Here is a 21,997-nt window from a genome sequence, read left to right on the forward strand (position 1 = left end):
GTGTCAGTCCTGTTCGGCCAGGAACCGTTCGGCATCCAGTGCCGCCATACAGCCCATTCCCGCGCTTGTTACCGCCTGACGATAGACATGGTCGGTCAGATCGCCCGCTGCGAACACGCCGGGAATCGACGTTTCGGTGCTGCCCGGTTTGGTGACGACATAACCACCCATATGGGTTTCCAGCGTGTCCTTGACCAACTCGTTCGCAGGGGCGTGGCCGATGGCGACAAAGACACCTTTGCACGGGATCTCGGTGATCTCGCCGGTTTTAACATGTTTGACCCGAACACCTTCGACGCCCAATGGCGCATCGGTGCCGATCACTTCTTCCAGCTGGTGGAACCACAGCGGTTCGATCTTTTCATTCTTCAACAGGCGATCCTGAAGGATCTTTTCCGCCCGCAACTCATCGCGGCGGTGGATCAGGGTCACCTTGCTGGCGAAATTGGTCAGGAACAGGGCTTCTTCCACGGCTGTGTTACCGCCACCGATCACCACGATTTCCTGCCCGCGATAGAAGAACCCGTCACAGGTGGCGCAGGCCGAGACGCCAAAGCCCTTGAACTTCTCTTCCGAGGGCAGACCCAGCCATTTCGCACGCGCGCCTGTGGCCAGAATGACCGCATCAGCGGTATAGGCGGTGCCGCTGTCGCCCTTGGCGGTGAAGGGGCGCTTGCTGAGGTCCAGATCGCTGATGATATCGCCAATCACCTCACATCCCATGGCCTTCGCATGGTCCTGCATCCGCACCATCAGGTCCGGGCCCTGCACCTCGGTGTCGCCGGGCCAGTTTTCGACCTCGGTCGTCGTTGTCAGCTGACCACCGGGTTCGATGCCCTGTACCAGAATGGGTTCCAGCATGGCGCGGCTTGCATATACGCCTGCGGTGTATCCTGCGGGCCCTGACCCGATGATCAGAACCTTGGTGTGTCTTGTGTCGGCCATGGTGCCCCCGCTCGAATTGCCTGAATTGGGCCCGCGGCCCGTCGCCCCGATATAGCGACCGACTGGCCCGGCTTAAAGCCCCTTACTGTTAAGCCCCCTTCGGGCCGGGGTGCCTTGGGTTTTCGGGAAGAAGGCGAAAAGGAAACAAAGAAAATTGCGCATCTGCGAAACATTATTGCGCGCGTGTGGGGTGCTGATATAAGAACCGAAAAAATCAGGAGCATTTGATGGTCACGACTCGGCTGGATGATATTGATCGCAAGATTCTGGCGGAACTGCAGGCGGACGGTCGTATGACCAATGTCGAGCTGGCAAAACGGGTCGGAATCTCGGCCCCGCCCTGTCTGCGCCGGGTGCGCACACTCGAAGAATCCGGCTTCATCACCGGCTATCACGCCGAGGTCAACTCACGCGAGTTGGGGTTCGAGGTTCAGGTATTTGCCATGGTCGGTCTGGACAGCCAGGCCGAAGTCGAACTGCGCGCGTTCGAAGGCCGCTGCCGTGAATGGCCATTGGTCCGCGAATGCCACATGCTGAACGGCGAAGTGGACTTCATCCTGAAATGCGTCGCACCTGACCTGAGCAGCTTTCAGCAGTTTCTGACGGGCGAGTTGCTGACCACGCCAAACGTGGCCAGCGTCAAGACATCGCTCGTTATTCGCGGCGCAAAAGACGAGCCAGGCGTACCGTTCGACGTTCTGGAAGAACGTATGAACCGGACGGCGTAACGCCAACACGTTTTGGTTGCGCGGTGATTGGTGGCAACAGTGCTGCCACCGCAAGGGATAGAACCCAACTTATTACCAGCTGCATGATGCCCCCCATAATGCAGTAATCACAATCATGCTCAGGCCGTCATCGCGTCGATCTCACCATCTCCGGCGCGCGGCATCAGCAGCGGGCCAAAATCGTTCAGCGACTCGATATGCGCGAACAGGTTCAGATAGATCGACCGAAGCGAGTGGCTGATCATGCGAACCGCATTCACACCTGGATGATATGTTTCGAACTGTAATCCATCTACGCGAATAACGGAATGGCGTTTTAAACAAATGTGAAACAGTTCAACGGGGGTAGGCGGCATTGTTTCAATGACACCCATCCCGTCCTGAAATTCGGACACGGGTGTAAGAATCGGCTGTCCCCCATGCAGGTGCCGCAAATGCGCAGGTGTTCCCACGATTCGCGCCGCCGGGCCGGCAATGACACCCGACATTGGCTTTTGCATCCCGAACGTATCCGCCATGATCCGCGTCAGCGGTCGCGTCCGGCCACGTGAATCCGCGCGTCCCGGGATCAACGTGACAGATCCCTTCCACAACACGGTTTCCGATGCGCCATTCTGCGTCAGGACCGTATCCCCAGGCATCAAATCCTCGATTGCCATCGGTCCATGTTCTGTTTCCACTAAAGATCCACGTGTGAAGGCACAAAACGCGTCTTCAAACATCGGCAAGGCGGGCGCGATATGGCGGGTCTGAACCACATCTCCATTCTTTAGCAGGCTGCTGACTTCATAGCGGCGCAGCTGGGCCTTTGGCTTTGAAACTGGCCGCGGTATTTCTCGCAGCATGGCCGAAGTTTCGATTGCATTTCTGGCCGCGCGGGCCAGTGAATTTGGAATAGTCATTAATATTCCGTCCCCTCAAAATGTTCGGTCAGGCGCGGCGTACCCCCGTACAGACGCGCCCGGCGAACTGGTTCTTTGTCTTGAAACAAATGGGTGACCCCCGGGCGATGACCGGAACGGTCCCGCAACGCGACTAAATCTCGCTTTCCAATGGTCAACACATTGACCCCCCAGACAAACTCGTACTTCACGGGCGAAATTGCCCGCACACACAACTCCGTAAAAGTCACGAACCCCTCGTTCGTGACGCGCGATACATCAGGCCGGAGCAAACCTGATACGCGTTGACCCAGATAAGACCGGCAGCTTGGTCTCTGGGTTTTTCTGTCTCAGCGTCGTGCCGCGATGCGACTGGCGACCCTGACAGAATTGCTTGTTACCCGCTTCCACGGCATTTCCAGGTTCTGGTCCCGAGTGGCCTCGACCATGGCTTTCAGAAAGCGTGATTTGGTTTTCATTTTTTGGTCCTGCTCCGAGCGGGGCGTATTTCCCCACATCCTCTGTAAACCTTTTGTGACGCGGGTTTGCGGCAGGGATAAGGCTTATCCGGGATGATTTGCGGACAGAAAAATGAAGCCAGACGGACCTCCCACTCAACACGCCAGCGCCCGATTTTCGAACGTCAGATACCGATCTGATGACTGGCAAAAACTCGTTACGATTCTGATGCCCAATCAACACAAAAAATGTGGCGGAAAAGTGGCAGGGCACCTAAATCTGGACGAAGATCACAATCTTATGACAGAAATCAGCCGCCCGTAATCGACCTCGTTCGCGTGTGTTGACCGGCGATAGGAATAGAACCTGTCGGGGTCGGAATATGTGCAGTGCCGGGTCCACTCGGCCTGTCCGATTCCCGCCTGCCGCAGCCGGTGCAGCCCGAAGGCGGGCAGATCAAATTGCAGGCGGTCACTTTCACCATTGGCAAAAAAGCGGCTGTTGTCCGGCGAATCCGCAAGGAACGCGTCCAGAAACTCTGGCCCCACCTCGTACGCGCGCTGGGAAATACTGGGTCCGATCACGGCGCAGATATTGCTGCGGTCGGCTCCCAGCGCCTCCATCGCGTCCAGCGTTGCCTCCAGAACACCGTCCAGCGCGCCGCGCCACCCGGCATGGGCGGCACCGATCACATGCGCGTCGGGATCGGCGAACAGAACCGGCTGGCAATCGGCCGTCAGGATCGTCAGGGCCAGACCGGGTGTTGCTGTGACAATGGCATCCGCTTTGGGTTTTTCGCCTTCAACAGGGGCTTTGACTGTCAGAACCGTTGGGGAATGAACCTGATGTACCGCGACCATTGCCTCGGGGTCCACCTCCATCGCGTCGGCCACTCGCCGCCGGTTCAGCGCGACAATCTCGGTTTGATCCGAGGACCCCTGACCACAGTTCAACCCGCTGAAAATTCCTGAAGACGCGCCGCCACGACGGGTAAAGAACCCATGGCGAAATGGCGACAGCAGGTCCGAGGTCAGAATTTCCAGCGTCATGGTTCCAATCCTGGTGGTGGGGCTGCATAGGCCGGGAAAAGGCCCATCACCTTGAACAGATTTCCCATTTCATCAGGATGCGTCAACCGCCGATGCGCGGCAATCAGCGCATCCAGCTCGGAACCGCTCAGCGCCTTTGACAAAGCTTGCGCGCGGGCGGTGATCCCCAGTCGTTCGAGGAAGACGCCCTGCGGTGTCAAGCGCGTATGCCTGCAACCACAGGCGCGGGTCGCAACGGCCAAAGGTTCAAAATCCACATGCGCTGTCAAATCGGCCTGACCGGGCGATGCCAGAGGATCGGTATGTTCGTGGTTTTGCAGAGCCTGCAAGGTATCGCCCATCGAATGCCAGTCACCATAGTCGGTAATTAGCGCTGCGCCGCCATGGCTGGCGATCCGCCCCGCGATCACGGTCAGAATGGGAATTGCAGCAGCGCACAGTTCGACCAGATCACCGTCCTTGGTGTCCGACAGCCTGTCATTCAACGCCACCTGCGGCCCGTTCGGACCGAGCCCGAACATCAACGCGCCGTCGCGTTCGCCCACCAGACGCTCGCGCCAACCCGTACCGTCACGCTGGAACTGGCGGATGGGCAGGGCATCAAAGAACTCGTTAGCAACCAGCAACAGCGGCTGGTCGGGCAGGTAGGCGATCGTGTCGATCCAGACCGCCTCGTAATCCTTCAGCGTTGCCGCCTGCACCTGTTTCAATACAGGCGATGCTTCAACCAGTACAACCTGCGCTGCCTCGTGAAATCCGGGTACAGCCCGTGTGGCGCGCAGAATATCGGCCATCAATGTACCGCGCCCCGGCCCCAGCTCGCACAGGGTAAACGGTGCAGGCCGTCCCTGATCCATCCAGCTTTGCGCCAGAGACAGCCCGACCAGCTCCCCGAACATCTGGCTGATTTCCGGCGCTGTGGTGAAATCCCCCGCTGCTCCCAGCGGATCACGGGTCGTGTAATAGCCCAGCGTCGGATGCAGCAGGCATTCGCCCATAAAATCCGCCACGCTCAGCGGTCCATCCTGCCGGATGCGGGCGATCAGGTGATCGGTCAGGCTCATGCCGCCCGCCGCCGCGCCCGCAGGGCAAACCACAGACCAAGCGCGATCATCGGCAGCGACAGGAACTGCCCCATGGTCAGCCCGTACCCGCCCACATGCCAGGCCAGCCCCAGTGGATTGCCGGGCGATACGAACTGCGCATCCGGCTGGCGAAAGAACTCGACGATAAAGCGCGACGCGCCGTAGCCCGCAAGGAACGTCCCCATGACTAGGCCCGGTGTGCGAAAACCGCCGCGCCGATAGACCAGCCACAGCAGTACCGCCCCCAGCAACACACCCTCCAGCGCGGCCTCATACAGCTGCGACGGGTGCCGGGCGCACATGCCTGCGACCACGCCGGGGCAATCCTGCGCAGCATATCCAGGAAAGATGACAGCCCAGGGCAGCTCGCTCGGGCGGCCCCACAGCTCGGCATTGACGAAATTGGCCAGCCGCCCCAGCAGCAATCCGGGCGGAACGGTGTAGGCGACCAGATCCCCCAGCGACAGGGCGGGGATACGGTGCCGTCGTGCAAACAGGTACGACGCAAGGATCACGCCCAGCAATCCGCCATGAAAGGCCATGCCGCCTTGCCAGACCTTCACGATCTCCAGCGGGTGCGACAGGTAATAAGCCGGTTGATAGAACAGCACAAAGCCCAGCCGCCCACCCAGAATGACACCCAGAATGATCCAGGTGACCAGATCCTCCAGCTGCTCGGGCTTCATCGGCGGGCCATCCGCAGGCCAGAGCGCTGGGCGGCGCAACGCCACAACAGCCAGCCGCCACGCGATCAGGATGCCCGCGATATAGGCCAGCGCATACCACCTTAACGCGAACTCCATCCCGAACAGCGGGATCGAGAACAGTTCGGGCGACAGATCGGGGAAATTCAGAACAGCCTGCATGTGCGTCTCATTGCCCGGGGTTTGCAGGTCAAGTCAACCTTGAGCCCGCGCCATTCTTTGCCCATATACAGGTAAACCGCGAAATCGGAGAACAGATATGCAGACCCGCAACAAGATCCTGGATGACGTGTCCCAACTGATGACCAACGCCATGGGCGTGGCGCAGGGCGCGCGGGAAGAGGCTGAAAACGCGATGAAGTCGATGATCGACCGCTGGCTGGCCGACCGCGATTTCGTCACCCGCGAAGAATTCGACGCCGTGCGCGCCATGGCTCAGAAGGCGCGCGAAGAAAATGCGGCACTCGAAGCCCGCATCGCCGCGCTCGAGGCGAAACTGGACAAATAACGCCCCGGCGTTCCCTTTATTCACAATTTTCGGACAAAGCATTCCGCCGCGCAATCCAGCCCGGATTGTGCGGTGCTGTGTATTCTGACGTGTCGCAGAATTTATTCAAGACAAAGCTGACTCTGGCGCCAATATTTTGATCGCCGTTGCCTTCTGTCCACAACTTATTGCTGTTATCCCCAATAATTAGGGTTGCCAGAACTTACGCCACATCGCACCATATTTAGTACAGGCCTATGGGGGAAGCCCGGTTTGTAGAGCAGGCAACTAGCGCTGGGGCGCTGCCAGCCCCGAAATGCTAGAGATTAGTGAGGTGGCATTATGGCCCTTTCCGAGCAGTATCTCGAAGAAGACATTCATCCGATCGACATTGTTGAGCATCTGGCCGAACATCACGACTGGGATTTTGATCGCATTGGGGACGATCAGATTGCCATGGCCGTTGAAGGGCAGTGGCGCACTTACTCGATCACGCTGGCCTGGTCCAACTATGACGAAACGCTGCGCATGGTGTGCAGCTTCGAAATGGAACCACCGGCCGAGCGTGAAATGCAGCTCTATGAGCTGCTCAACAAGATGAACGACCAGTGCTGGGCAGGCGCGTTTACCTATTGGGCAAACCAGAAGCTGATGGTCTATCGCTATGGTCTGGTCCTTGCAGGCGGGCAAACGGCCAGCGCTGACCAGATCGACACGATGATCAATGCCGCCGTCATGAGCGCCGAGCGGTACTACCCCGCGATCCAATTGGTGACCTGGGGCAACAGAGGGCCAGAAGAAGCCATGCAAGTGGCCATTGCAGAGGCCTACGGCCGCGCGTAAACCTTTGCCCCGAACCGATATGTAAAGCGGGAGGGGCAAATGGACATGACGCGAGTGGCCGAACAGGGGCTTGTGCTTCTGGGGTGCGGAAAGATGGGGTCCGCAATGCTGGCGGGATGGCTGGAACACGGTCTTCCGCCAGCTTCCGTTTGGGTCATCGATCCCTACCCGTCAGATTGGCTGAAGGCGCAGGGCGTCAATATCAACGCACCCTTGCCCGAATCCACCGCCGTGGTGCTGGTTGCGGTCAAACCGCAGATGATGGGCGAAGCCCTGCCTGCCCTTCAGGCGCTGGGCGGTGGGTCCAGCCTGTTCATTTCCGTTGCGGCTGGTACCTCGATTGCCACCTTCGAATCCGTTCTGGGCCAAGACACCCCGATCATTCGCGCAATGCCCAACACACCCGCCGCTATCCGTCAGGGCATCACGGCACTGATCGGCAACGCACACGCCTCCGAGACCGATATGGAACAGGCCGAAAACCTGCTGGCGGCAGTGGGCCAGACCGTTCGCCTCGAGGATGAGGCACAGATGGACGCCGTCACCGGGCTCAGCGGGTCCGGCCCGGCCTATGTGTTCCATCTGATCGAAACCCTGGCCGCTGCGGGCGAGGCGCATGGCTTGCCTGCCGAGCTTGCGATGAAACTGGCCAAGTCCACAGTGGCCGGTGCCGGGGCGCTGGCCATGGCGTCCGACGAAGACCCGGCGCAGCTGCGCATCAACGTGACCTCTCCGAACGGTACCACACAGGCCGCGCTTGAGGTGCTGATGCATCAGGAAACCGGCTTTCCTGACCTGCTGCACCGTGCCGTCAAGGCCGCAACCGACCGATCCAAGGAGCTCTCGCGTGAGTGAAATTTCGTTCGACGACTTTCTCAAGGTCGATATTCGCGTGGGCGAGGTGATCCGCGCCGAGCCCTATCCCGAGGCCCGCAAACCCGCGATCAAGATGTGGATCGACTTTGGTGACGAGATCGGCGAGCGCAAGACCTCGGCCCAGATCACCGCGCATTACGATCCGGCCACTCTGGTTGGCAAACAGGTCATGGCTGTCGTCAACTTCCCTCCGCGCCAGATCGGCAAGTTCATGTCCGAAGTTCTGGTGCTGGGTCTTCCCGATGACAGCGGCGAGATCGTTCTGATCGGCCCCGACGGCAAGGTTCCTACAGGCGGGCGGATGCACTGATGAAACTGCTGATCACGCGCCCGATGACCCCGGCAGTCGAATCGCGCGCCCGCGCCGATTTCGATGTGACCATCCGGGAAAACACCCTGCCCATGTCACGGCAGGAGATGCTGGCCGCTCTGGCCGATTACGACGTGGTCGTCCCGACGCTGGGTGATCAGTTTTCGTCGCAGATTTTTGCAGAAGCCGGTCCACCGCGCTGCAAGCTGCTGGCCAATTTCGGTGTTGGCTTCAACCATATCGACGTGGATGCGGCACGCGCGGCCGGGATTGACGTAACCAATACCCCCGGCGCCGTCACCGATGCCACGGCTGATATCGCCATGACCCTGCTGCTGACCACAGCCCGGCGCGCCGGTGAGGGTGAGCGGCTGGTGCGGTCGGGTCAGTGGCAGGGCTGGCACCCGACGCAGATGCTGGGCCATCACGTGACCGGCAAGCGCGTGGGCATCGTCGGCATGGGCCGCATCGGGCAGGCCATCGCGCGCCGCTGTCATTTCGGGTTTGCCATGCAGGTGGCCTATCAATCCCGCAATCCAAAAGATCTGGATTTCCCGGCAGAATTCACACCTGACCTTGAAACACTCGCCGCTTCGGTCGATTTCCTTGTGCTTGCGGTTCCCGGTGGTGCGGAAACCCGCCACCTGATCAATGCGCAGGTTCTTGAGGCGATGAACCCCTCGGCTATTCTGGTCAACATCGCCCGTGGCGAGGTGGTGGACGAGGCCGCGCTGATCACGGCGCTGCAAACCGGTCAGATCGCGGGGGCGGGGCTGGACGTCTACGAGTTCGAACCCAAAGTGCCGCAATCCCTGTGCGATATGGAAAACGTCACCCTGCTGCCCCATCTGGGCACCGCCACCGAAGAGGTGCGCAGCAGCATGGGGCACATGGCGCTGGATAACGTGGCGGCCTTTGTCGCGGGCAGGGCGCTGCCCAACCCGGTCTAGTCGCCCACCGCCTCGCGCCAGTGTTTGCGGCAGAGCGAGACATACGTCTCGTTCCCGCCGATCTGTACCTGCGCCCCTTCAGTGATGGCCTTGCCGGTCTCGTCGCGACGAATCACCATCGTGGCCTTGCGGCCGCATTCACAGATCGTGCGCACCTCGCGCATTTCGTCGGCAAGGGCCAGCAGGGCGGCAGAACCGGGGAACAGCTTGCCCTGAAAATCCACGCGCAGCCCATAGGCCAGCACCGGCACATCCAGATCGTCCACCGCACGGGCCAGTTGCCAGACCTGCGCCTCGGACAGGAACTGCGCCTCATCAATGAAAACGCAGGCCACGGAACCTTTGTCCAGCCGGGACCGGATCATGGCGAAGACATCATCTTCGGGTGTGAACGTGTCAGCCTGCTCCGATATGCCGATGCGCGATGCAATCCGCCCCGCACCCGCCCGCCCGTCAAGGGCGGCGGTCATCAGATAGGTCTGCATCCCGCGCTCGCGATAGTTGTGCGACGCCTGTAGCAACACGGTCGACTTGCCCGCGTTCATGGTGGAATAGTTGAAATACAGCTTTGCCATGGCGTGGGTCTAAAACGCCCGGCCAAAAGGAACAAGAGAGCAAAGGGATGTAAGAAGCGACGTCGCCATTGCGTGTGCAGAGGCCGAGCTGGGCTCGTAGGGGATGGAACCCCCGCGTCTGCAACAGCGACGCCGTCGGCCAACATGTGGCCAAAACAAAGCAAGGCCCAACAATACCGCCCCGCAATCACTCTTTACCGGCTTGAACTGCCGCCACTCACTCACAAAATCCCCCGCTTATCTGAGGGATAGTCAATGTATGACATTTCAATTATGACTCAGGTATGGGAAATTTCCCGACGCTTTCCCCGGTTTGGACACCGGGCGGGCGTTTGCAGGTAATAAAGGTAAATCAATGGCAGATATCGGGGCCTATCTGAAGAAACACACAGAAGCGCTGGTCAAAGATGTCGGAATAGAAGCTGCTTGTGAAATCACCGGAAAATCCAAGGCGACCCTGGGCCGGTATTATTCGGACAATGCCGAACACGCGGACAGGTTCATGCCCGTGGATGCAGTGGCCCGGCTTGAAAACGCAGCAACTTATCCGCATGTGACATCCGCGCTGGCGGATCTGAAAAACATCACCTTGTCCTACAGCGAACGCAACACCGAGGATCCTCGCACAGGCGGGGTGAATTCGGATGTCATCGCGCTCAGCCAGCGGTTTGCAATGTTGATGACTGAATATCAGTCCGCTATCGAAGATGGCATCATCACGGTGAACGAAGCCAAAAGGCTGCTGAAAGAAACCAGTTTGCTTCAGCAGGTCCTGATAGAAATGAAACTGCACCTGGAAGAAGAAAGCGTCAGCTAGGCTTGGTGGCGGCCAGCTATCGGCCAAAAACCGCCTGCCCGGATCGCCGCAGATGTCGTGCGCTTTGTGGCATGATCATCAACCGGACTCTGCGCCTCAATTCAGTCACGTCTTTCAGATAAGCTGCGGCGCAGGCAAGATCGTCAAGGGCAGTAAACCATGCAGAAAATGCAGGGAAATTACAGCGTTCTCGCAGACCATATGGTTTGGCGGTCGTTCCTGTTTGTCTATACGCTTTTTCTGGCCACGGTGCTGTTTGGTGCTTATCAGGAAGGCCCCGATGACGCGATGCGCTGGGTCATGGTGCAGGACCTGCTGGCGGGGCAGGGCTGGTTTGACGCCTATCAGCATCGGCTGGGGCCGGGTGACGGCACGCTGATGCACTGGTCCCGGCTTGTCGATGCGCCGATTGCCGGGCTCTACACACTGTCCGCGATGGTCGTGCCACCCGACAGCGCCTTGCAAGTGACTGCGTTTGTCTGGCCGGTGCTGCTGGCGGGGCTGACCCTGTGGGCCTTTGCTGTCACCGGTGGAGCTTTGGGCGGGCGCAATGGCGCGGTTTCGGCACTGGTGGTCGGCGTACTGACGCTCGAACATTATCGGAAGTTCGACTATTTCTCGTTTGACCACCACAATGTTCAGATTCTGCTGTTTGCAGCGGCCCTCATGTTCTTTGTCCTGCGCAAGGCCAAACCCTCTGCTGCGGGGTGGCTGGGTGCCTGCCTCGCCCTTTCGGTGTCCGTCGGCACCGAATCGATCGTGCAGATCGCGGTTATCGCGGTGTTCCTTGCGATTGACTGGATCGTGACCGGCACAGCCGCCCGCCGCAACACCATGGTGTTTGGAGCCGGGCTGGCGCTGACCCTGTTGCTGGCCAGCGTTGCAACAACGGGACGTCAGGGCTTTCTGTTTCCAAGCTGCGATGCCCTGACGATCAGTGTGGCCCTGCCGGCCGGGATCGCGGCCCTGTGCCTGTGTGCAGCAGCCTGGGTCGGGTCGGGCTGGTCCTATTGGGGGCGTATCGGCGCGTGTCTTGTGGTCGGCGCTGTAACACTTGGCTGTGCTTACGCATTTGCACCCCACTGCCTTGAAAACCCGATTGCGGATCTGCCTCAGGACATGCGCGACTTCTGGCTCAGCCAGGTCGCTGAAGCACAGAATATCACCGTCGTTCTGGAACGGCATCTGGGCGAGGCTGCGGCCCTGATCGCCATGTCTGTCATCACGGCGGTGGCGGCCTTGATCTTTGCCCGCCAGTCACAAGACAAAATGGATTACCTCCTGTTTCTGGCGCTGATTGTGACCGGGTTTTCCATGTTTCTGTACCAGTCCCGGATGATGACGTTTCTGGGCGTGTCCCTCGTGGCTGTTCAGGCTCAGATGCTGCGGGCCCTTTACGTCAGTTACAGAACCCATGGCCGCACGCTCTCCGGCTTGGCTATGATAGGCTTTATCGTCTGCGTCTCGCCAAAGATCGGTAGCAGCGTGGAAAAACAGCTGGGACGGTTTGCGCGCCCATCCCTTGCGGCACCCGTCGCCGAGGTTGCGCGGGATTCGCAAAACGTCGGCGCCCCCTGCAAAGCGCCCGAGGCCTACGCGACCCTGCAAGACCTGCCAGCCGGAATGGTTCTGGTCGATTTCGATTATGCGGCAGAGGTGCTGCGCTATACTGATCATTCGGTTCTGGCTGGGAATTATCACCGCAACCGGGCCGGAATTCAGGCGCAGATCGCGGTTTTGCGTGTGGATGCGTCCCAGGCCGGTCCGCGTCTTGCTGCACTGGGTGTAAGCTATGTGCTGCTGTGCACCGCTGCGCCCCGTGCCGAATTCTGGGACTGGGCGTCTCAGGGGCGCGGGCTGCAATCCCAACTGGCAAAAGGTGAAACCCCCGCCTATCTCAGCCGGATTGATCGTGGGGAAGGGGCCGCGTTCCAGGTTTTTCAGCTGGCGGCCGATCTCTAGGCCGTCAGCGCTTTGCGGAATGCAGATCAGGCGTGACGCTTCACGATCACCGATCCAACCGAATACCCGGCCCCAAAAGAACAGATCAGGCCCAGATCGCCCTCTTGCAGATCGTCAGAGTATTTCGAAAACGCAATGATCGACCCTGCGGATGAGGTGTTCGCATAATCCTGAAGGATATTGGGTTGCTCGCCCGCTTCGGGTTCGCGGCCCAGAACCTTCTTGCCGATGAAGTCGTTCATCGTCTTGTTGGCCTGATGCAGCCACAGGCGTTTGAGGTCGGTATTGCTGACCCCTTCGGCCTCCATATGGTCGCTGATATGCTTGCTGACCATCGGCAACACTTCCTTGAACACCTTCCGGCCGTTCTGCATGAACTGCATGTCGCGGCGGTCAATCACACCATCGGGGCGCGACCGGCGCAGGAAACCGTTATTGTTGCGGATATTGTTGGAAAAGGCGGTGGCACAGCGGGTCGACAGGATTTCGAAATGCGGGCCTTTTGCGTCTTCGATCCGCTCGATCAGCGTTGCCGTTGCCACATCGCCAAAGATAAAGTGACAATCCCGGTCGCGCCATTCCAGATGGCCCGAGCAGATTTCAGGGTTCACCACCAACGCCGCGCGCACCGACCCGGACCGCACCATATCCGCCGCCGCCTGAATGCCGAACGTGGCCGAAGAACAGGCGACATTCATGTCAAAGCCGAACCCGTCGATACCCAGTTCCTGCTGAATCTCGATTGCAATCGCCGGATAGGCGCGCTCGTGGTTCGAGGCCGCACAGATCACCAGATCGACATCCGCCGCCGTGCGCCCCGCCTGCGCCAGCGCCTTCTTGCAGGCATCCACTGCCATCTCGGTCATGATCCCGGGCTCGTCATCGTTGCGCTGGCGCAGCGTCGGGTGCATCACGTCGGGGTTCAGCACCCCGGACTTGTCCATCACGTAGCGGTTCTGAATGCCCGACGCCTTGACGATGAACTCTTCCGAGGAATGCTGCATCGCCTCCATCTGCCCGGCTGCGATGGCCTCGGCATTCTTCGCGTTCTGCTTGTCGGCATAAGCGTTGAACGCTTCGACAAGCTCGGCGTTGGTGATGACGTTCTCCGGCGTGAAGACACCGGTACCGGTGATGGCGGGGGTATACATGGCGGGTCCTGAATGTTTCGGATTCGCCCAAAATGCAGTCATGGCGTGATTTGATCAAGATATGTTGACCCAAGGGAATCCGTTCCGGGGTGCAGTTTCATATCTTGAATAGTTCATAAATTGAAGTATATCGCCCCGTAACCCGCGCGGAGACCCCCAATGCCCGACGATATCAGTGCCAGACTGGGCCGCCTCAGCCCCGAGATTCAGGCGATCATGGGCGTCTATGCCCTGTACTGGAAACTGGAAGAGACCTTCGACTGTATCGAAACCGACCTGAGCCACCCGGAATGCCACATGCTGATCAAGCTGGATCAGCCCAAGCGCATGGGCGTTCTGGCCGCCGATATGTTAAGCGTACCATCAACGATCACCGCCACTGCGGATGCCCTTGAAAAAGCGGGCTATCTGATGCGGCGGCGTGACCCCGAAGACCGCCGCGCCTGGTTGCTGGTGCTGACAGAGCAGGGCGAAGAGGCCCGCAACATGCTGGTCGCCGCCGCCGGGGACCTGTTTCACCGGGCCTCGGGCCTCAACGAACAAGAAACTGCCGAATTCGCGCGACTGGCGCGCAAAATCCGCGACAACGTATTGAAAACGGGAATTCCCGAGGGATTGAAGAAATGAAACTCCTGACCTCTCTGGGCCTTGCACTGGCCATTCTGGCAACCCCGATTGCCGCTCAAGAGACCCCGAAACCGGTGAAACTCATGCAGGTGCGTGAAACCGCGCCCGGTTTCACGCGGCAGTTTTTCGGCCGCGTCGCCGCGCGCCAGACCGTTGATCTGGCCTTTCAGGTTGCGGGGCAGATTGTCGAAATGCCCATCAACGAAGGCTTCGTGATTCCCAAGGATGGCCTGATTGCCCGTCTGGATCAGGAACCGTTCGAGCTGCGCCTTGATCGGGCGCGGCTGCAAAAGGAACAGGCCGACCGCACCGTCGCCCGCCTGTCGCGCCTGCGCGGTACAACCGCCAGCCAGGTGGCCGTGGACGATGCCGAGACCGAGGCGCAACTGGCCGCGATCGCCCTGCGCGACGCGGAATATGAACTGGAACACGCCACGCTGACCGCGCCCTTTGACGCGCTGGTCTCAAGCCGTTCGGTCGAGGCGTTTACGACCGTCTCGGCAGGCACGCCCATCGTCCGCATTCACGACATGTCCGAATTGCGCATCGTGGTCGACGTGCCCGAGATCCTGTTTCAACGCTCCGGCCAGAATGATCAAAGAACGATCACTGCCAAATTTCCTGCCAGTGACGAAGTCTTCCCGCTGGAAATCCGGGAATTCGACGCGGAAACCTCCAGCGTCGGTCAAACCTTCCGCATCCAGTTCGGCCTGACCCCGCCCAAGGGGCTGCAAATTCTTCCCGGTTCTTCCGTTACCGTCAACGTTCAGGTGCAGGACAACCGCACAGGCATCATCGTACCGGCGACCGCTGTTGTCGCCGACGCAAACGGCGCGCTGAACGTCATGGTGTTTTCCCCGGTCGGGGCGGATGAGGGCACCGTGCGCCGCGTCCCGGTGACCATCGAGCCCACGCAAACCGGCGATGTCCGGGTGCTGACGGGCCTCTCTGACGGGGATGAGGTCGTCGTGGCCGGGGGCGCTGTGCTGACGGATGGTCAGACGGTGCGCCGGTTCGCCGGTTTCGCGAACTGAGGGGCTGACAGATGAACATCGCCCGCGCCTCAATCGACCGGCCGCTTTACACATGGCTGGTCATTCTCATTGCCCTTGTTGGGGGCATCTGGGGGTTCACATCGCTTGGCCGTCTGGAAGACCCGGCCTTTACAATCAAGAACGCGGTTGTCATCACGCAATACCCGGGCGCCACCGCCGAACAGGTGGCGCTGGAAGTATCGGAACCGCTGGAATCCGCCATACAGCAGATGGGCGAGGTGGACGTCATCACCTCGGTCAATCAACCCGGACGGTCCCTGATCGAGGTTGAGATCAAGTCGACATACGACGGCACCGAACTGCCCGCCATCTGGACCCGGCTCAGGGCCAAGGTGCGCGACGCCGCGCGCGGCCTGCCATCGGGCGTCGGCCAACCGTTTGTGAATGACGGGTTCGGCGACGTGTTCGGCCTGTTCTATGCGGTGACCGCCCAAGGGTTCTCGGACGCTGAAAAGCACGAACTGGCAACCTTCCTGCGGCGGGAACTGCTGACCGTGGACGGGGTTGCGGATGTCGAGGTTCAGGGCCTGCCGGACGAGGCGATCTTTGTCGAACCCGATCTGGCGATTTCCGTGAACCAGAATGTCCCGCTGCAAGCGATCAACCAGGCCATCGCCAATGCGGATTCGGTCAATTCCTCAGGGTCCTTGCGCTCTGATAACGACCGCACCACCATTCTGACGGCCGAAGGGTCGGACAGTGTGTCGGCCATTGCGGGCCTGTCTGTCGGTTCGCAAGGGCAGGTGATCAACCTCTTTGACATGTCCGATGTCTATCGTGCCCGTCAGAACGACCCCGACATCATTATCCGCTACAACGGGACCGAGGCCTTCACCTTGGGCATCGCGGGTCTGGCCACCGAAAACATTGTCGAAGTCGGCAAACGCGCTGACGCCAAATTCGCGGAGTTGAACACAAGCATTCCCTTCGGTGTCGAAATCCTGCCGGTCTATCAGCAACATGTGGTGGTCGAGCAGGCCTCGAACGACTTTCTCGTGAACCTTGCCATGTCGGTGGCCATCGTGGTCGCCGTGCTGGGCATCTTCATGGGCTGGCGCGCGGCCATTGTCGTCGGCTCGACCCTGCTGCTGACCGTGGTCGGCACGCTTCTGTTCATGTCGCTCTTCTCAATCGAGATGGAACGAATCTCATTGGGTGCCCTGATCATCGCCATGGGGATGCTGGTGGACAACGCCATCGTCGTGGCCGAAGGGATGCAGATATCCATGCTGCGCGGCCAGTCCTCGCGCGATGCGGCCGAGGATGTGGCGTCAAAAACCCAGATCCCGCTGCTGGGGGCGACCGTGATTGGCATCATGGCCTTCGCGGGCATTGGCCTCAGCCCTGACGCAACCGGAGAATTCCTGTTCTCTCTGTTCGCCGTGATCGGCATTTCACTGTTGCTCAGCTGGGTTTTGGCGATCACCGTCACGCCGCTTTTGGGGCATTACTTCTTCAAACAGGGCAAAGCAGGCGAGATCGACGCATACGGCGGCCTCCTGTTCCGCACCTATGGTGCGATCCTGCGCTTTGCGCTGCGCTTCCGCTGGCTGGTTGTTGCTGGTCTCGTCGGCGTAACCGTGGTGTGTTATGCCGGGTTTGGGCTGATGAAACAGCAGTTCTTCCCCAACTCCAACACGCCTTTGTTCTTTGTGCACTACAAACTGCCGCAGGGCACACCGATTGCACGAACCGCCGAAGACATGGCGGTGTTCGAAGAGTGGTTGGCAGCCCGCGACGACGTGGTCTCGGTCGCGACCTTTGTCGGCCAGGGGGCTACTCGTTTCATGCTGACGTATTCAGCCGAAAAGCCGAACCCCAGCTATGGGCATATGGTCATCCGCACAGCAAGCCTGGACGACATCCCGGCGCTGCAAGCGGACCTTGAGGCGTTTGGGTCCGTCCAATTCCCCGAAGGTGAGTTCGGCACTAAGCGCCTGGTTTTTGGCCCCGGCGGTGGTGATCCGATTCAGGCCCGGTTCTCGGGCAGCGATCCGGTCGTGCTGCGCCAGCTTGCTGATGAGGCGGTGCAGCGCATGGCAGCCGCATCCCCGAACGCGCTGCTGGTTCACCACGATTGGCGCGAACAGGAACTGGCGCTGCAACCGATCTATGCCACCGAACGGGCGCAGACAGCCGGTGTCACACGCGAAGACATCGCCGCCACCCTGCAATTCTCGACCGACGGCATTACGGGTGGTGTGTTCCGCGAGCGCGACCGCCTGATCCCGATCATCCTGCGCCGACCTGCGGACGGAGATTACTCGATCGTCGATCAGGTCGTGTACTCGGACCAGTCGGAAAAGTTTGTACCAATTGAACAAATGGTGGATGGATTCGAGTACAAAACGCTCAATACGCTGGTTCACCGTCGTGATCGGGTTCTGACCATCACCGTCGGCGCGGACATCCCGCCCGACCTGACTGCGGCGCAGGTCCACGCCGAAGTTCGGGACGCCATCGAGGCCATCGAATTGCCGCCCGGCTACAAGATGGAATGGGGTGGAGAGTTCGAAAACTCGCGCAAAGCGCAGGCAAGCCTGGGCAGACAATTGCCGCTGAGCCTGCTGATCATGGTGTTGATTTCGGTCCTGTTGTTCAACGCAATCCGCCAGCCGATCATCATCTGGCTGCTGGTGCCGATGTCCGTGAACGGCGTGGTGATCGGCCTGCTGGGAACAGGACTGCCCTTCACCTTTACGGCACTTCTGGGCCTGCTCAGCCTGTCGGGTATGCTGATCAAGAACGGCATTGTTCTGGTCGAGGAAATCGATCTGGTCCGCGCCACCGGCAAGCCCCTGCGCGAGGCAATCATCGAAGCATCCGTGTCGCGTTTGCGGCCCGTCATGCTGGCGGCTGTCACGACCATTCTGGGCATGGCGCCACTGCTGACGGATGCGTTCTTTGTCTCGATGGCAGTGACGATCATGGGCGGTCTGGCATTTGCCACCGTGCTGACAATGGTCGCGGCACCGGTGTTTTACCTGCTGTTCTTCGCCCGTGACGAACGAAAGAAAACGATGGAAATACCTGCGTAAAATATTGAAAATAAGGAAAAGCCCCAGAGTTTCCTCTGGGGCTTTTCTGTTTGGTTCATGGGTCTTTACCCCTGTAGCGATTTCACCTCAACGTCGCCCTCAGCTTGTGCCTTGATCGCCAGTGCTGCGGCATTGGCCCCAGCTGCGGTGGTGAAATACGGGATCTTGTCGTACAGCGCGATCGAGCGGATGGCCTTGCTGTCCTCAACCGCCTGCGCACCTTCGGTGGTGTTCATCACCAGCTGCACCTGACCGTCTTTCAGCATGTCCACCACATCCGGGCGGCCTTCGTACACCTTGTTCACCACGTCACAGGCAACACCCTGTTCGTCCAGCCAGCCTTGGGTGCCGCGCGTGGCCACAAGCGTGAAGCCCTGATCAACCAGAACCTGCGCCGCTTCCAGCATGGCTTTGCCCTTGTCGGCATCCTTGATCGAAATGAACGCACGGCCTGAGGACGGCAGCACCATGCCCGCGCCCATCTGCGCCTTGAGGAACGCGCGTGGGAAGTCACGGTCCCAGCCCATCACCTCGCCGGTCGAGCGCATTTCCGGGCCAAGGATGGTGTCGACGCCGGGGAAACGGGCGAAGGGCATGACGGCCTCTTTCACCGAGAACCACGGCATATCCGGATCGGCCAGCGTCATCTGGTCCGCGATCTTGGTGTCCTTGCCTTCCTGATAGGGCGGGCGCATCGGGAAATTGGCCAGTTTCTCGCCCGCCATGATGCGCGCCGCAATCGACGCAATCGCACTGTCGGTGGCCTTGGCAACAAACGGCACGGTGCGCGAGGCGCGCGGGTTCACTTCGATCAGATAGATCTCATCATCCTTGATCGCGAATTGCACATTCATCAGGCCAACAACATTCAGCGCCTTGGCCAGCTTGAACGCCTGTTCCTTGATCTGCCCGATGATCTCTTTCGACAGCGAATAGGGCGGCAGCGAACAGGCGGAATCGCCCGAGTGAACGCCCGCTTCTTCGATGTGCTGCATGATGCCCGCCACGTGAACGTCGGTGCCGTCACACAGCGCATCTACGTCCAGCTCGACCGCGCCCGCCAGATAGCTGTCCAGCAGTACGGGGCTGTCGCCCGAGACCACAACGGCCTCGTTGATATAGCGTCGCAGCTGATCCATATCGCGCACGATTTCCATCGCACGACCGCCCAGAACGTAAGAGGGGCGAATGACCAGCGGGAAACCGATCTCTTCGGCAATCTCCAGCGCCTTTTCATCGGTCGAGGCAATACCGTTTCTGGGCTGTTTCAGGCCCAGTTCATTGACCAGCGCCTGGAACCGTTCACGGTCTTCGGCCAGGTCAATTGCGTCCGGTGTGGTACCCAGAATCGGAATGCCCTCGGCCTCAAGCGCGTTGGCCAGCTTCAACGGAGTTTGCCCACCGAACTGAACGATCACGCCGTGCAGCGTACCGTTTTCCTGTTCTTTCGTCAGGATTTCCATGACGTGTTCAAAGGTCAGCGGCTCAAAATACAGACGGTCCGAGGTGTCATAGTCGGTCGAGACCGTCTCGGGGTTGCAATTGACCATGATGGTTTCGTACCCGGCCTCGGTTAGCGCATAGCAGGCGTGGCAGCAGCAATAATCGAACTCGATCCCCTGACCGATCCGGTTCGGGCCACCACCAAGAATAACGACCTTCTTGCGGTCGCTTGGGCGTGCCTCGCATTCGACATCTCCCATCATCGGGGCTTCGTAAGTCGAGTACATATAGGGTGTCTGCGCTTCGAACTCAGCAGCGCAGGTATCAATGCGTTTAAAGACCGCGGTGACGCCCAGATTGTGGCGGGCGCGGCGCACGTTATCTTCGCTGCGGCCTGACAGGTTGCCCAGACGCGCATCGGTGAAGCCCAGCATCTTGAGCTTGCGGATGCCTTCTTCGGTCACTGGCAGACCATCCTTACGCACGGTGCGTTCTGCTTCGATGATCTCGCGAATGCGGGCCAGGAACCAGGGGTCAAACTTGGTGACGCCAAAGATTTCATCGTCGCTCAGGCCATGACGCATGGCTTGGGCGATGGTGCGCAGGCGGTCGGGGGTCTGCTTGCTGATCGCCTTGATGACATGCGCTTTGTCGTCGCTGCTTTCGACCTCATCCCACAGGCCGATGCTCAGCCCCGGAATTTCGATCTCATCAAACCCGGTCAGGCCGGATTCCATCGATGCCAGCGCCTTCTGCATGGATTCGTGGATGGTGCGCCCGATGGACATCGCCTCACCCACTGACTTCATTGCAGTGGTCAGGTAGGGTTCAGAGCCGGGGAATTTTTCAAACGCGAATTTCGGGATCTTGGTGACGACATAGTCGATGGTAGGTTCGAACGACGCAGGCGTGACCTTGGTGATGTCATTGTCCAGCTCGTCCAGCGTGTAGCCGACGGCCAGTTTCGCGGCGATCTTGGCAATAGGGAAACCCGTCGCCTTGGAGGCCAGCGCCGATGAACGCGACACGCGCGGGTTCATTTCGATCACAACCATGCGGCCATCATCGGGGTTGATTGCCCATTGCACGTTCGAGCCACCGGTTTCCACCCCGATCTCGCGCAGGACGGCAATCGAGCCGTTGCGCATGATCTGGTATTCCTTGTCGGTCAGCGTCAGGGCAGGGGCCACGGTAATCGAGTCACCCGTGTGCACGCCCATTGGGTCGACGTTTTCGATGGAGCAGACGATAATGGCGTTGTCGGCGGTGTCGCGCACCACTTCCATCTCGTATTCTTTCCAGCCCAGCAGGCTTTCATCGACCAGGATCTGGTTGACAGGCGAGGCATCCATGCCCGAGCGGCAGAAATGGATATAATCCTCGCGGTTATAGGCCACGCCGCCGCCTGTGCCGCCCAAGGTAAAGGCCGGGCGGATGATGGCAGGCAGGCCGATTTCCTCCAGCTCGTCCAGAGCGATCTGAACACCTGCGTCCAGATCGGCAGAGCCGTCGGCCTTCTTGGGGGCGGTCACGATGGTGGCTTTGGGGTTTTCCAGCCCCAGCCGATCCATCGCCTCGCGGAACAATTTTCGGTCCTCGGCCATCTCGATGGCGTCGCGTTTGGCACCGATCATCTCGACACCGAACTTGTCCAACACCCCCATCTCTTCCAGCGCGAGCGAGGTGTTCAGACCGGTTTGCCCGCCCATTGTGGGCAGCAGGGCGTCAGGGCGTTCCTTTTCGATGATCTTGGCGACGACCTCGGGCGTGATCGGCTCGATATAGGTGGCATCGGCAAGTCCGGGGTCAGTCATGATTGTCGCCGGGTTCGAGTTGACCAGAATAACCCGGTAACCTTCTTCGCGCAGGGCCTTGCAGGCCTGAGCGCCGGAATAGTCGAACTCGCAGGCCTGACCGATAACAATGGGACCCGCCCCGATGATCATGATCGACTTGATGTCGGTTCTCTTCGGCATGGCCTGGCCCCTTCGATTTTGTACGAGTCGCGGGCG

The 21,997-nt window shown here is 59.9% G+C and carries 20 protein-coding genes; 11 read left to right on the top strand and 9 right to left on the bottom strand.

Annotation, left to right across the window (positions count from 1 at the left end; all coding sequences use genetic code 11):
* Positions 1-3 precede the first annotated feature (3 nt).
* Complete coding sequence (gene trxB, locus ACR0CE_RS05340) at positions 4-945, bottom strand: thioredoxin-disulfide reductase (RefSeq protein WP_480553929.1); 942 nt, start codon at positions 943-945, stop codon at positions 4-6.
* Between the two features lie 227 nt (positions 946-1,172).
* On the opposite strand from trxB, the gene ACR0CE_RS05345 reads away from it, so the two are divergent.
* Positions 1,173-1,673 carry an Lrp/AsnC family transcriptional regulator gene (locus ACR0CE_RS05345; protein WP_209504770.1) on the top strand — a complete coding sequence of 167 codons (501 nt, stop codon included), beginning with the start codon at positions 1,173-1,175 and terminating at the stop codon, positions 1,671-1,673.
* A gap of 119 nt (positions 1,674-1,792) precedes the next feature.
* Here ACR0CE_RS05345 and ACR0CE_RS05350 read toward each other — a convergent pair whose 3' ends face one another.
* The 5 genes from ACR0CE_RS05350 to lgt form a co-directional block, all read right to left on the bottom strand.
* The gene (locus ACR0CE_RS05350; protein WP_480475489.1) at positions 1,793-2,575 is read right to left on the bottom strand and encodes a Hint domain-containing protein; all 783 of its coding nucleotides are present in this window, start codon (positions 2,573-2,575) and stop codon (positions 1,793-1,795) included.
* Positions 2,576-2,904: 329 nt separating this feature from the next.
* A complete protein-coding gene (locus ACR0CE_RS05355; protein ID WP_267362961.1) occupies positions 2,905-3,033 on the bottom strand; it encodes a hypothetical protein in 129 nt (42 codons plus the stop codon).
* A gap of 270 nt (positions 3,034-3,303) precedes the next feature.
* Positions 3,304-4,062, bottom strand: a complete 759-nt coding sequence (gene pgeF / locus ACR0CE_RS05360) for a peptidoglycan editing factor PgeF (RefSeq protein ID WP_209504768.1) — start codon at positions 4,060-4,062, stop codon at positions 3,304-3,306.
* Positions 4,059-5,126, bottom strand: a complete 1,068-nt coding sequence (locus ACR0CE_RS05365; protein ID WP_480475493.1) for a class I SAM-dependent methyltransferase — start codon at positions 5,124-5,126, stop codon at positions 4,059-4,061. Before ACR0CE_RS05365 ends, pgeF begins: the two co-directional genes overlap by 4 nt.
* A complete protein-coding gene (gene lgt, locus ACR0CE_RS05370) occupies positions 5,123-6,013 on the bottom strand; it encodes a prolipoprotein diacylglyceryl transferase (RefSeq protein WP_209598029.1) in 891 nt (296 codons plus the stop codon). Before lgt ends, ACR0CE_RS05365 begins: the two co-directional genes overlap by 4 nt.
* 97 nt (positions 6,014-6,110) lie before the next feature.
* Between lgt and ACR0CE_RS05375 the strand changes: the two genes are divergently transcribed.
* From ACR0CE_RS05375 to ACR0CE_RS05395, 5 genes are all read left to right on the top strand, one after another.
* The gene (locus tag ACR0CE_RS05375) at positions 6,111-6,359 is read left to right on the top strand and encodes an accessory factor UbiK family protein (protein WP_050604795.1); all 249 of its coding nucleotides are present in this window, start codon (positions 6,111-6,113) and stop codon (positions 6,357-6,359) included.
* Between the two features lie 321 nt (positions 6,360-6,680).
* Positions 6,681-7,181 carry a type III secretion system chaperone family protein gene (locus tag ACR0CE_RS05380; RefSeq protein WP_209598027.1) on the top strand — a complete coding sequence of 167 codons (501 nt, stop codon included), beginning with the start codon at positions 6,681-6,683 and terminating at the stop codon, positions 7,179-7,181.
* Between the two features lie 39 nt (positions 7,182-7,220).
* Positions 7,221-8,036 carry a pyrroline-5-carboxylate reductase gene (proC, locus tag ACR0CE_RS05385; protein ID WP_480831306.1) on the top strand — a complete coding sequence of 272 codons (816 nt, stop codon included), beginning with the start codon at positions 7,221-7,223 and terminating at the stop codon, positions 8,034-8,036.
* A complete protein-coding gene (locus tag ACR0CE_RS05390) occupies positions 8,029-8,367 on the top strand; it encodes a tRNA-binding protein (RefSeq protein ID WP_267362951.1) in 339 nt (112 codons plus the stop codon). Before proC ends, ACR0CE_RS05390 begins: the two co-directional genes overlap by 8 nt.
* Positions 8,367-9,317 (top strand): 2-hydroxyacid dehydrogenase, encoded by a 951-nt coding sequence (locus tag ACR0CE_RS05395; protein ID WP_480831309.1) that lies wholly within the window; start codon positions 8,367-8,369, stop codon positions 9,315-9,317. The genes ACR0CE_RS05390 and ACR0CE_RS05395 overlap by 1 nt, the downstream gene beginning before the upstream one ends.
* On the opposite strand, the gene ACR0CE_RS05400 is transcribed toward ACR0CE_RS05395, so the two are convergent.
* Positions 9,314-9,892, bottom strand: a complete 579-nt coding sequence (locus ACR0CE_RS05400) for a thymidine kinase (RefSeq protein ID WP_480475503.1) — start codon at positions 9,890-9,892, stop codon at positions 9,314-9,316. The two genes, ACR0CE_RS05395 and ACR0CE_RS05400, sit on opposite strands and share 4 nt — an antisense overlap.
* A 355-nt stretch (positions 9,893-10,247) precedes the next feature.
* On the opposite strand from ACR0CE_RS05400, the gene ACR0CE_RS05405 reads away from it, so the two are divergent.
* Together ACR0CE_RS05405 and ACR0CE_RS05410 are read left to right on the top strand one after the other, a co-directional pair.
* Complete coding sequence (locus ACR0CE_RS05405; protein ID WP_480475505.1) at positions 10,248-10,709, top strand: hypothetical protein; 462 nt, start codon at positions 10,248-10,250, stop codon at positions 10,707-10,709.
* A 159-nt stretch (positions 10,710-10,868) separates the two neighbouring features.
* Entirely contained in the window at positions 10,869-12,671 is a 1,803-nt protein-coding gene (locus ACR0CE_RS05410; RefSeq protein WP_480831311.1) for a hypothetical protein, read from the top strand.
* 26 nt (positions 12,672-12,697) lie between these two features.
* Here the strand turns inward: ACR0CE_RS05410 and ACR0CE_RS05415 are convergent, their stop codons facing one another.
* Positions 12,698-13,822 (bottom strand): beta-ketoacyl-ACP synthase III, encoded by a 1,125-nt coding sequence (locus tag ACR0CE_RS05415; protein WP_480482230.1) that lies wholly within the window; start codon positions 13,820-13,822, stop codon positions 12,698-12,700.
* A gap of 159 nt (positions 13,823-13,981) precedes the next feature.
* Between ACR0CE_RS05415 and ACR0CE_RS05420 the strand changes: the two genes are divergently transcribed.
* Genes ACR0CE_RS05420 through ACR0CE_RS05430 form a run of 3 tightly spaced genes read left to right on the top strand, consistent with a single transcriptional unit; the run spans position 13,982 to position 18,542 of the window.
* Positions 13,982-14,449 (top strand): MarR family winged helix-turn-helix transcriptional regulator, encoded by a 468-nt coding sequence (locus ACR0CE_RS05420; RefSeq protein WP_480831313.1) that lies wholly within the window; start codon positions 13,982-13,984, stop codon positions 14,447-14,449.
* Complete coding sequence (locus tag ACR0CE_RS05425; protein ID WP_480831315.1) at positions 14,446-15,483, top strand: efflux RND transporter periplasmic adaptor subunit; 1,038 nt, start codon at positions 14,446-14,448, stop codon at positions 15,481-15,483. The genes ACR0CE_RS05420 and ACR0CE_RS05425 overlap by 4 nt, the downstream gene beginning before the upstream one ends.
* Positions 15,484-15,494: 11 nt before the next feature.
* Positions 15,495-18,542, top strand: coding sequence for an efflux RND transporter permease subunit (locus ACR0CE_RS05430; RefSeq protein ID WP_480831317.1), 3,048 nt, complete (start codon positions 15,495-15,497; stop codon positions 18,540-18,542).
* A 65-nt stretch (positions 18,543-18,607) separates the two neighbouring features.
* Here the strand turns inward: ACR0CE_RS05430 and carB are convergent, their stop codons facing one another.
* Positions 18,608-21,961 carry a carbamoyl-phosphate synthase large subunit gene (gene carB, locus ACR0CE_RS05435; RefSeq protein ID WP_480831319.1) on the bottom strand — a complete coding sequence of 1,118 codons (3,354 nt, stop codon included), beginning with the start codon at positions 21,959-21,961 and terminating at the stop codon, positions 18,608-18,610.
* Between the last annotated feature and the right edge of the window lie 36 nt (positions 21,962-21,997).

It is taken from the genome of Ruegeria sp. L11 (assembly GCF_056531755.1).

What these genes read in the sequence shown, in the direction of transcription:
- trxB (WP_480553929.1), bottom strand. Translation starts at nt 945, where the DNA reads ATGGCCGACACAAGACACACCAAGGTTCTGATCATCGGGTCAGGGCCC.
- ACR0CE_RS05345 (WP_209504770.1), top strand. Translation starts at nt 1,173, where the DNA reads ATGGTCACGACTCGGCTGGATGATATTGATCGCAAGATTCTGGCGGAA.
- ACR0CE_RS05350 (WP_480475489.1), bottom strand. Translation starts at nt 2,575, where the DNA reads ATGACTATTCCAAATTCACTGGCCCGCGCGGCCAGAAATGCAATCGAA.
- ACR0CE_RS05355 (WP_267362961.1), bottom strand. Translation starts at nt 3,033, where the DNA reads ATGAAAACCAAATCACGCTTTCTGAAAGCCATGGTCGAGGCCACTCGG.
- pgeF (WP_209504768.1), bottom strand. Translation starts at nt 4,062, where the DNA reads ATGACGCTGGAAATTCTGACCTCGGACCTGCTGTCGCCATTTCGCCAT.
- ACR0CE_RS05365 (WP_480475493.1), bottom strand. Translation starts at nt 5,126, where the DNA reads ATGAGCCTGACCGATCACCTGATCGCCCGCATCCGGCAGGATGGACCG.
- lgt (WP_209598029.1), bottom strand. Translation starts at nt 6,013, where the DNA reads ATGCAGGCTGTTCTGAATTTCCCCGATCTGTCGCCCGAACTGTTCTCG.
- ACR0CE_RS05375 (WP_050604795.1), top strand. Translation starts at nt 6,111, where the DNA reads ATGCAGACCCGCAACAAGATCCTGGATGACGTGTCCCAACTGATGACC.
- ACR0CE_RS05380 (WP_209598027.1), top strand. Translation starts at nt 6,681, where the DNA reads ATGGCCCTTTCCGAGCAGTATCTCGAAGAAGACATTCATCCGATCGAC.
- proC (WP_480831306.1), top strand. Translation starts at nt 7,221, where the DNA reads ATGGACATGACGCGAGTGGCCGAACAGGGGCTTGTGCTTCTGGGGTGC.
- ACR0CE_RS05395 (WP_480831309.1), top strand. Translation starts at nt 8,367, where the DNA reads ATGAAACTGCTGATCACGCGCCCGATGACCCCGGCAGTCGAATCGCGC.
- ACR0CE_RS05400 (WP_480475503.1), bottom strand. Translation starts at nt 9,892, where the DNA reads ATGGCAAAGCTGTATTTCAACTATTCCACCATGAACGCGGGCAAGTCG.
- ACR0CE_RS05405 (WP_480475505.1), top strand. Translation starts at nt 10,248, where the DNA reads ATGGCAGATATCGGGGCCTATCTGAAGAAACACACAGAAGCGCTGGTC.
- ACR0CE_RS05410 (WP_480831311.1), top strand. Translation starts at nt 10,869, where the DNA reads ATGCAGAAAATGCAGGGAAATTACAGCGTTCTCGCAGACCATATGGTT.
- ACR0CE_RS05415 (WP_480482230.1), bottom strand. Translation starts at nt 13,822, where the DNA reads ATGTATACCCCCGCCATCACCGGTACCGGTGTCTTCACGCCGGAGAAC.
- ACR0CE_RS05420 (WP_480831313.1), top strand. Translation starts at nt 13,982, where the DNA reads ATGCCCGACGATATCAGTGCCAGACTGGGCCGCCTCAGCCCCGAGATT.
- ACR0CE_RS05425 (WP_480831315.1), top strand. Translation starts at nt 14,446, where the DNA reads ATGAAACTCCTGACCTCTCTGGGCCTTGCACTGGCCATTCTGGCAACC.
- ACR0CE_RS05430 (WP_480831317.1), top strand. Translation starts at nt 15,495, where the DNA reads ATGAACATCGCCCGCGCCTCAATCGACCGGCCGCTTTACACATGGCTG.
- carB (WP_480831319.1), bottom strand. Translation starts at nt 21,961, where the DNA reads ATGCCGAAGAGAACCGACATCAAGTCGATCATGATCATCGGGGCGGGT.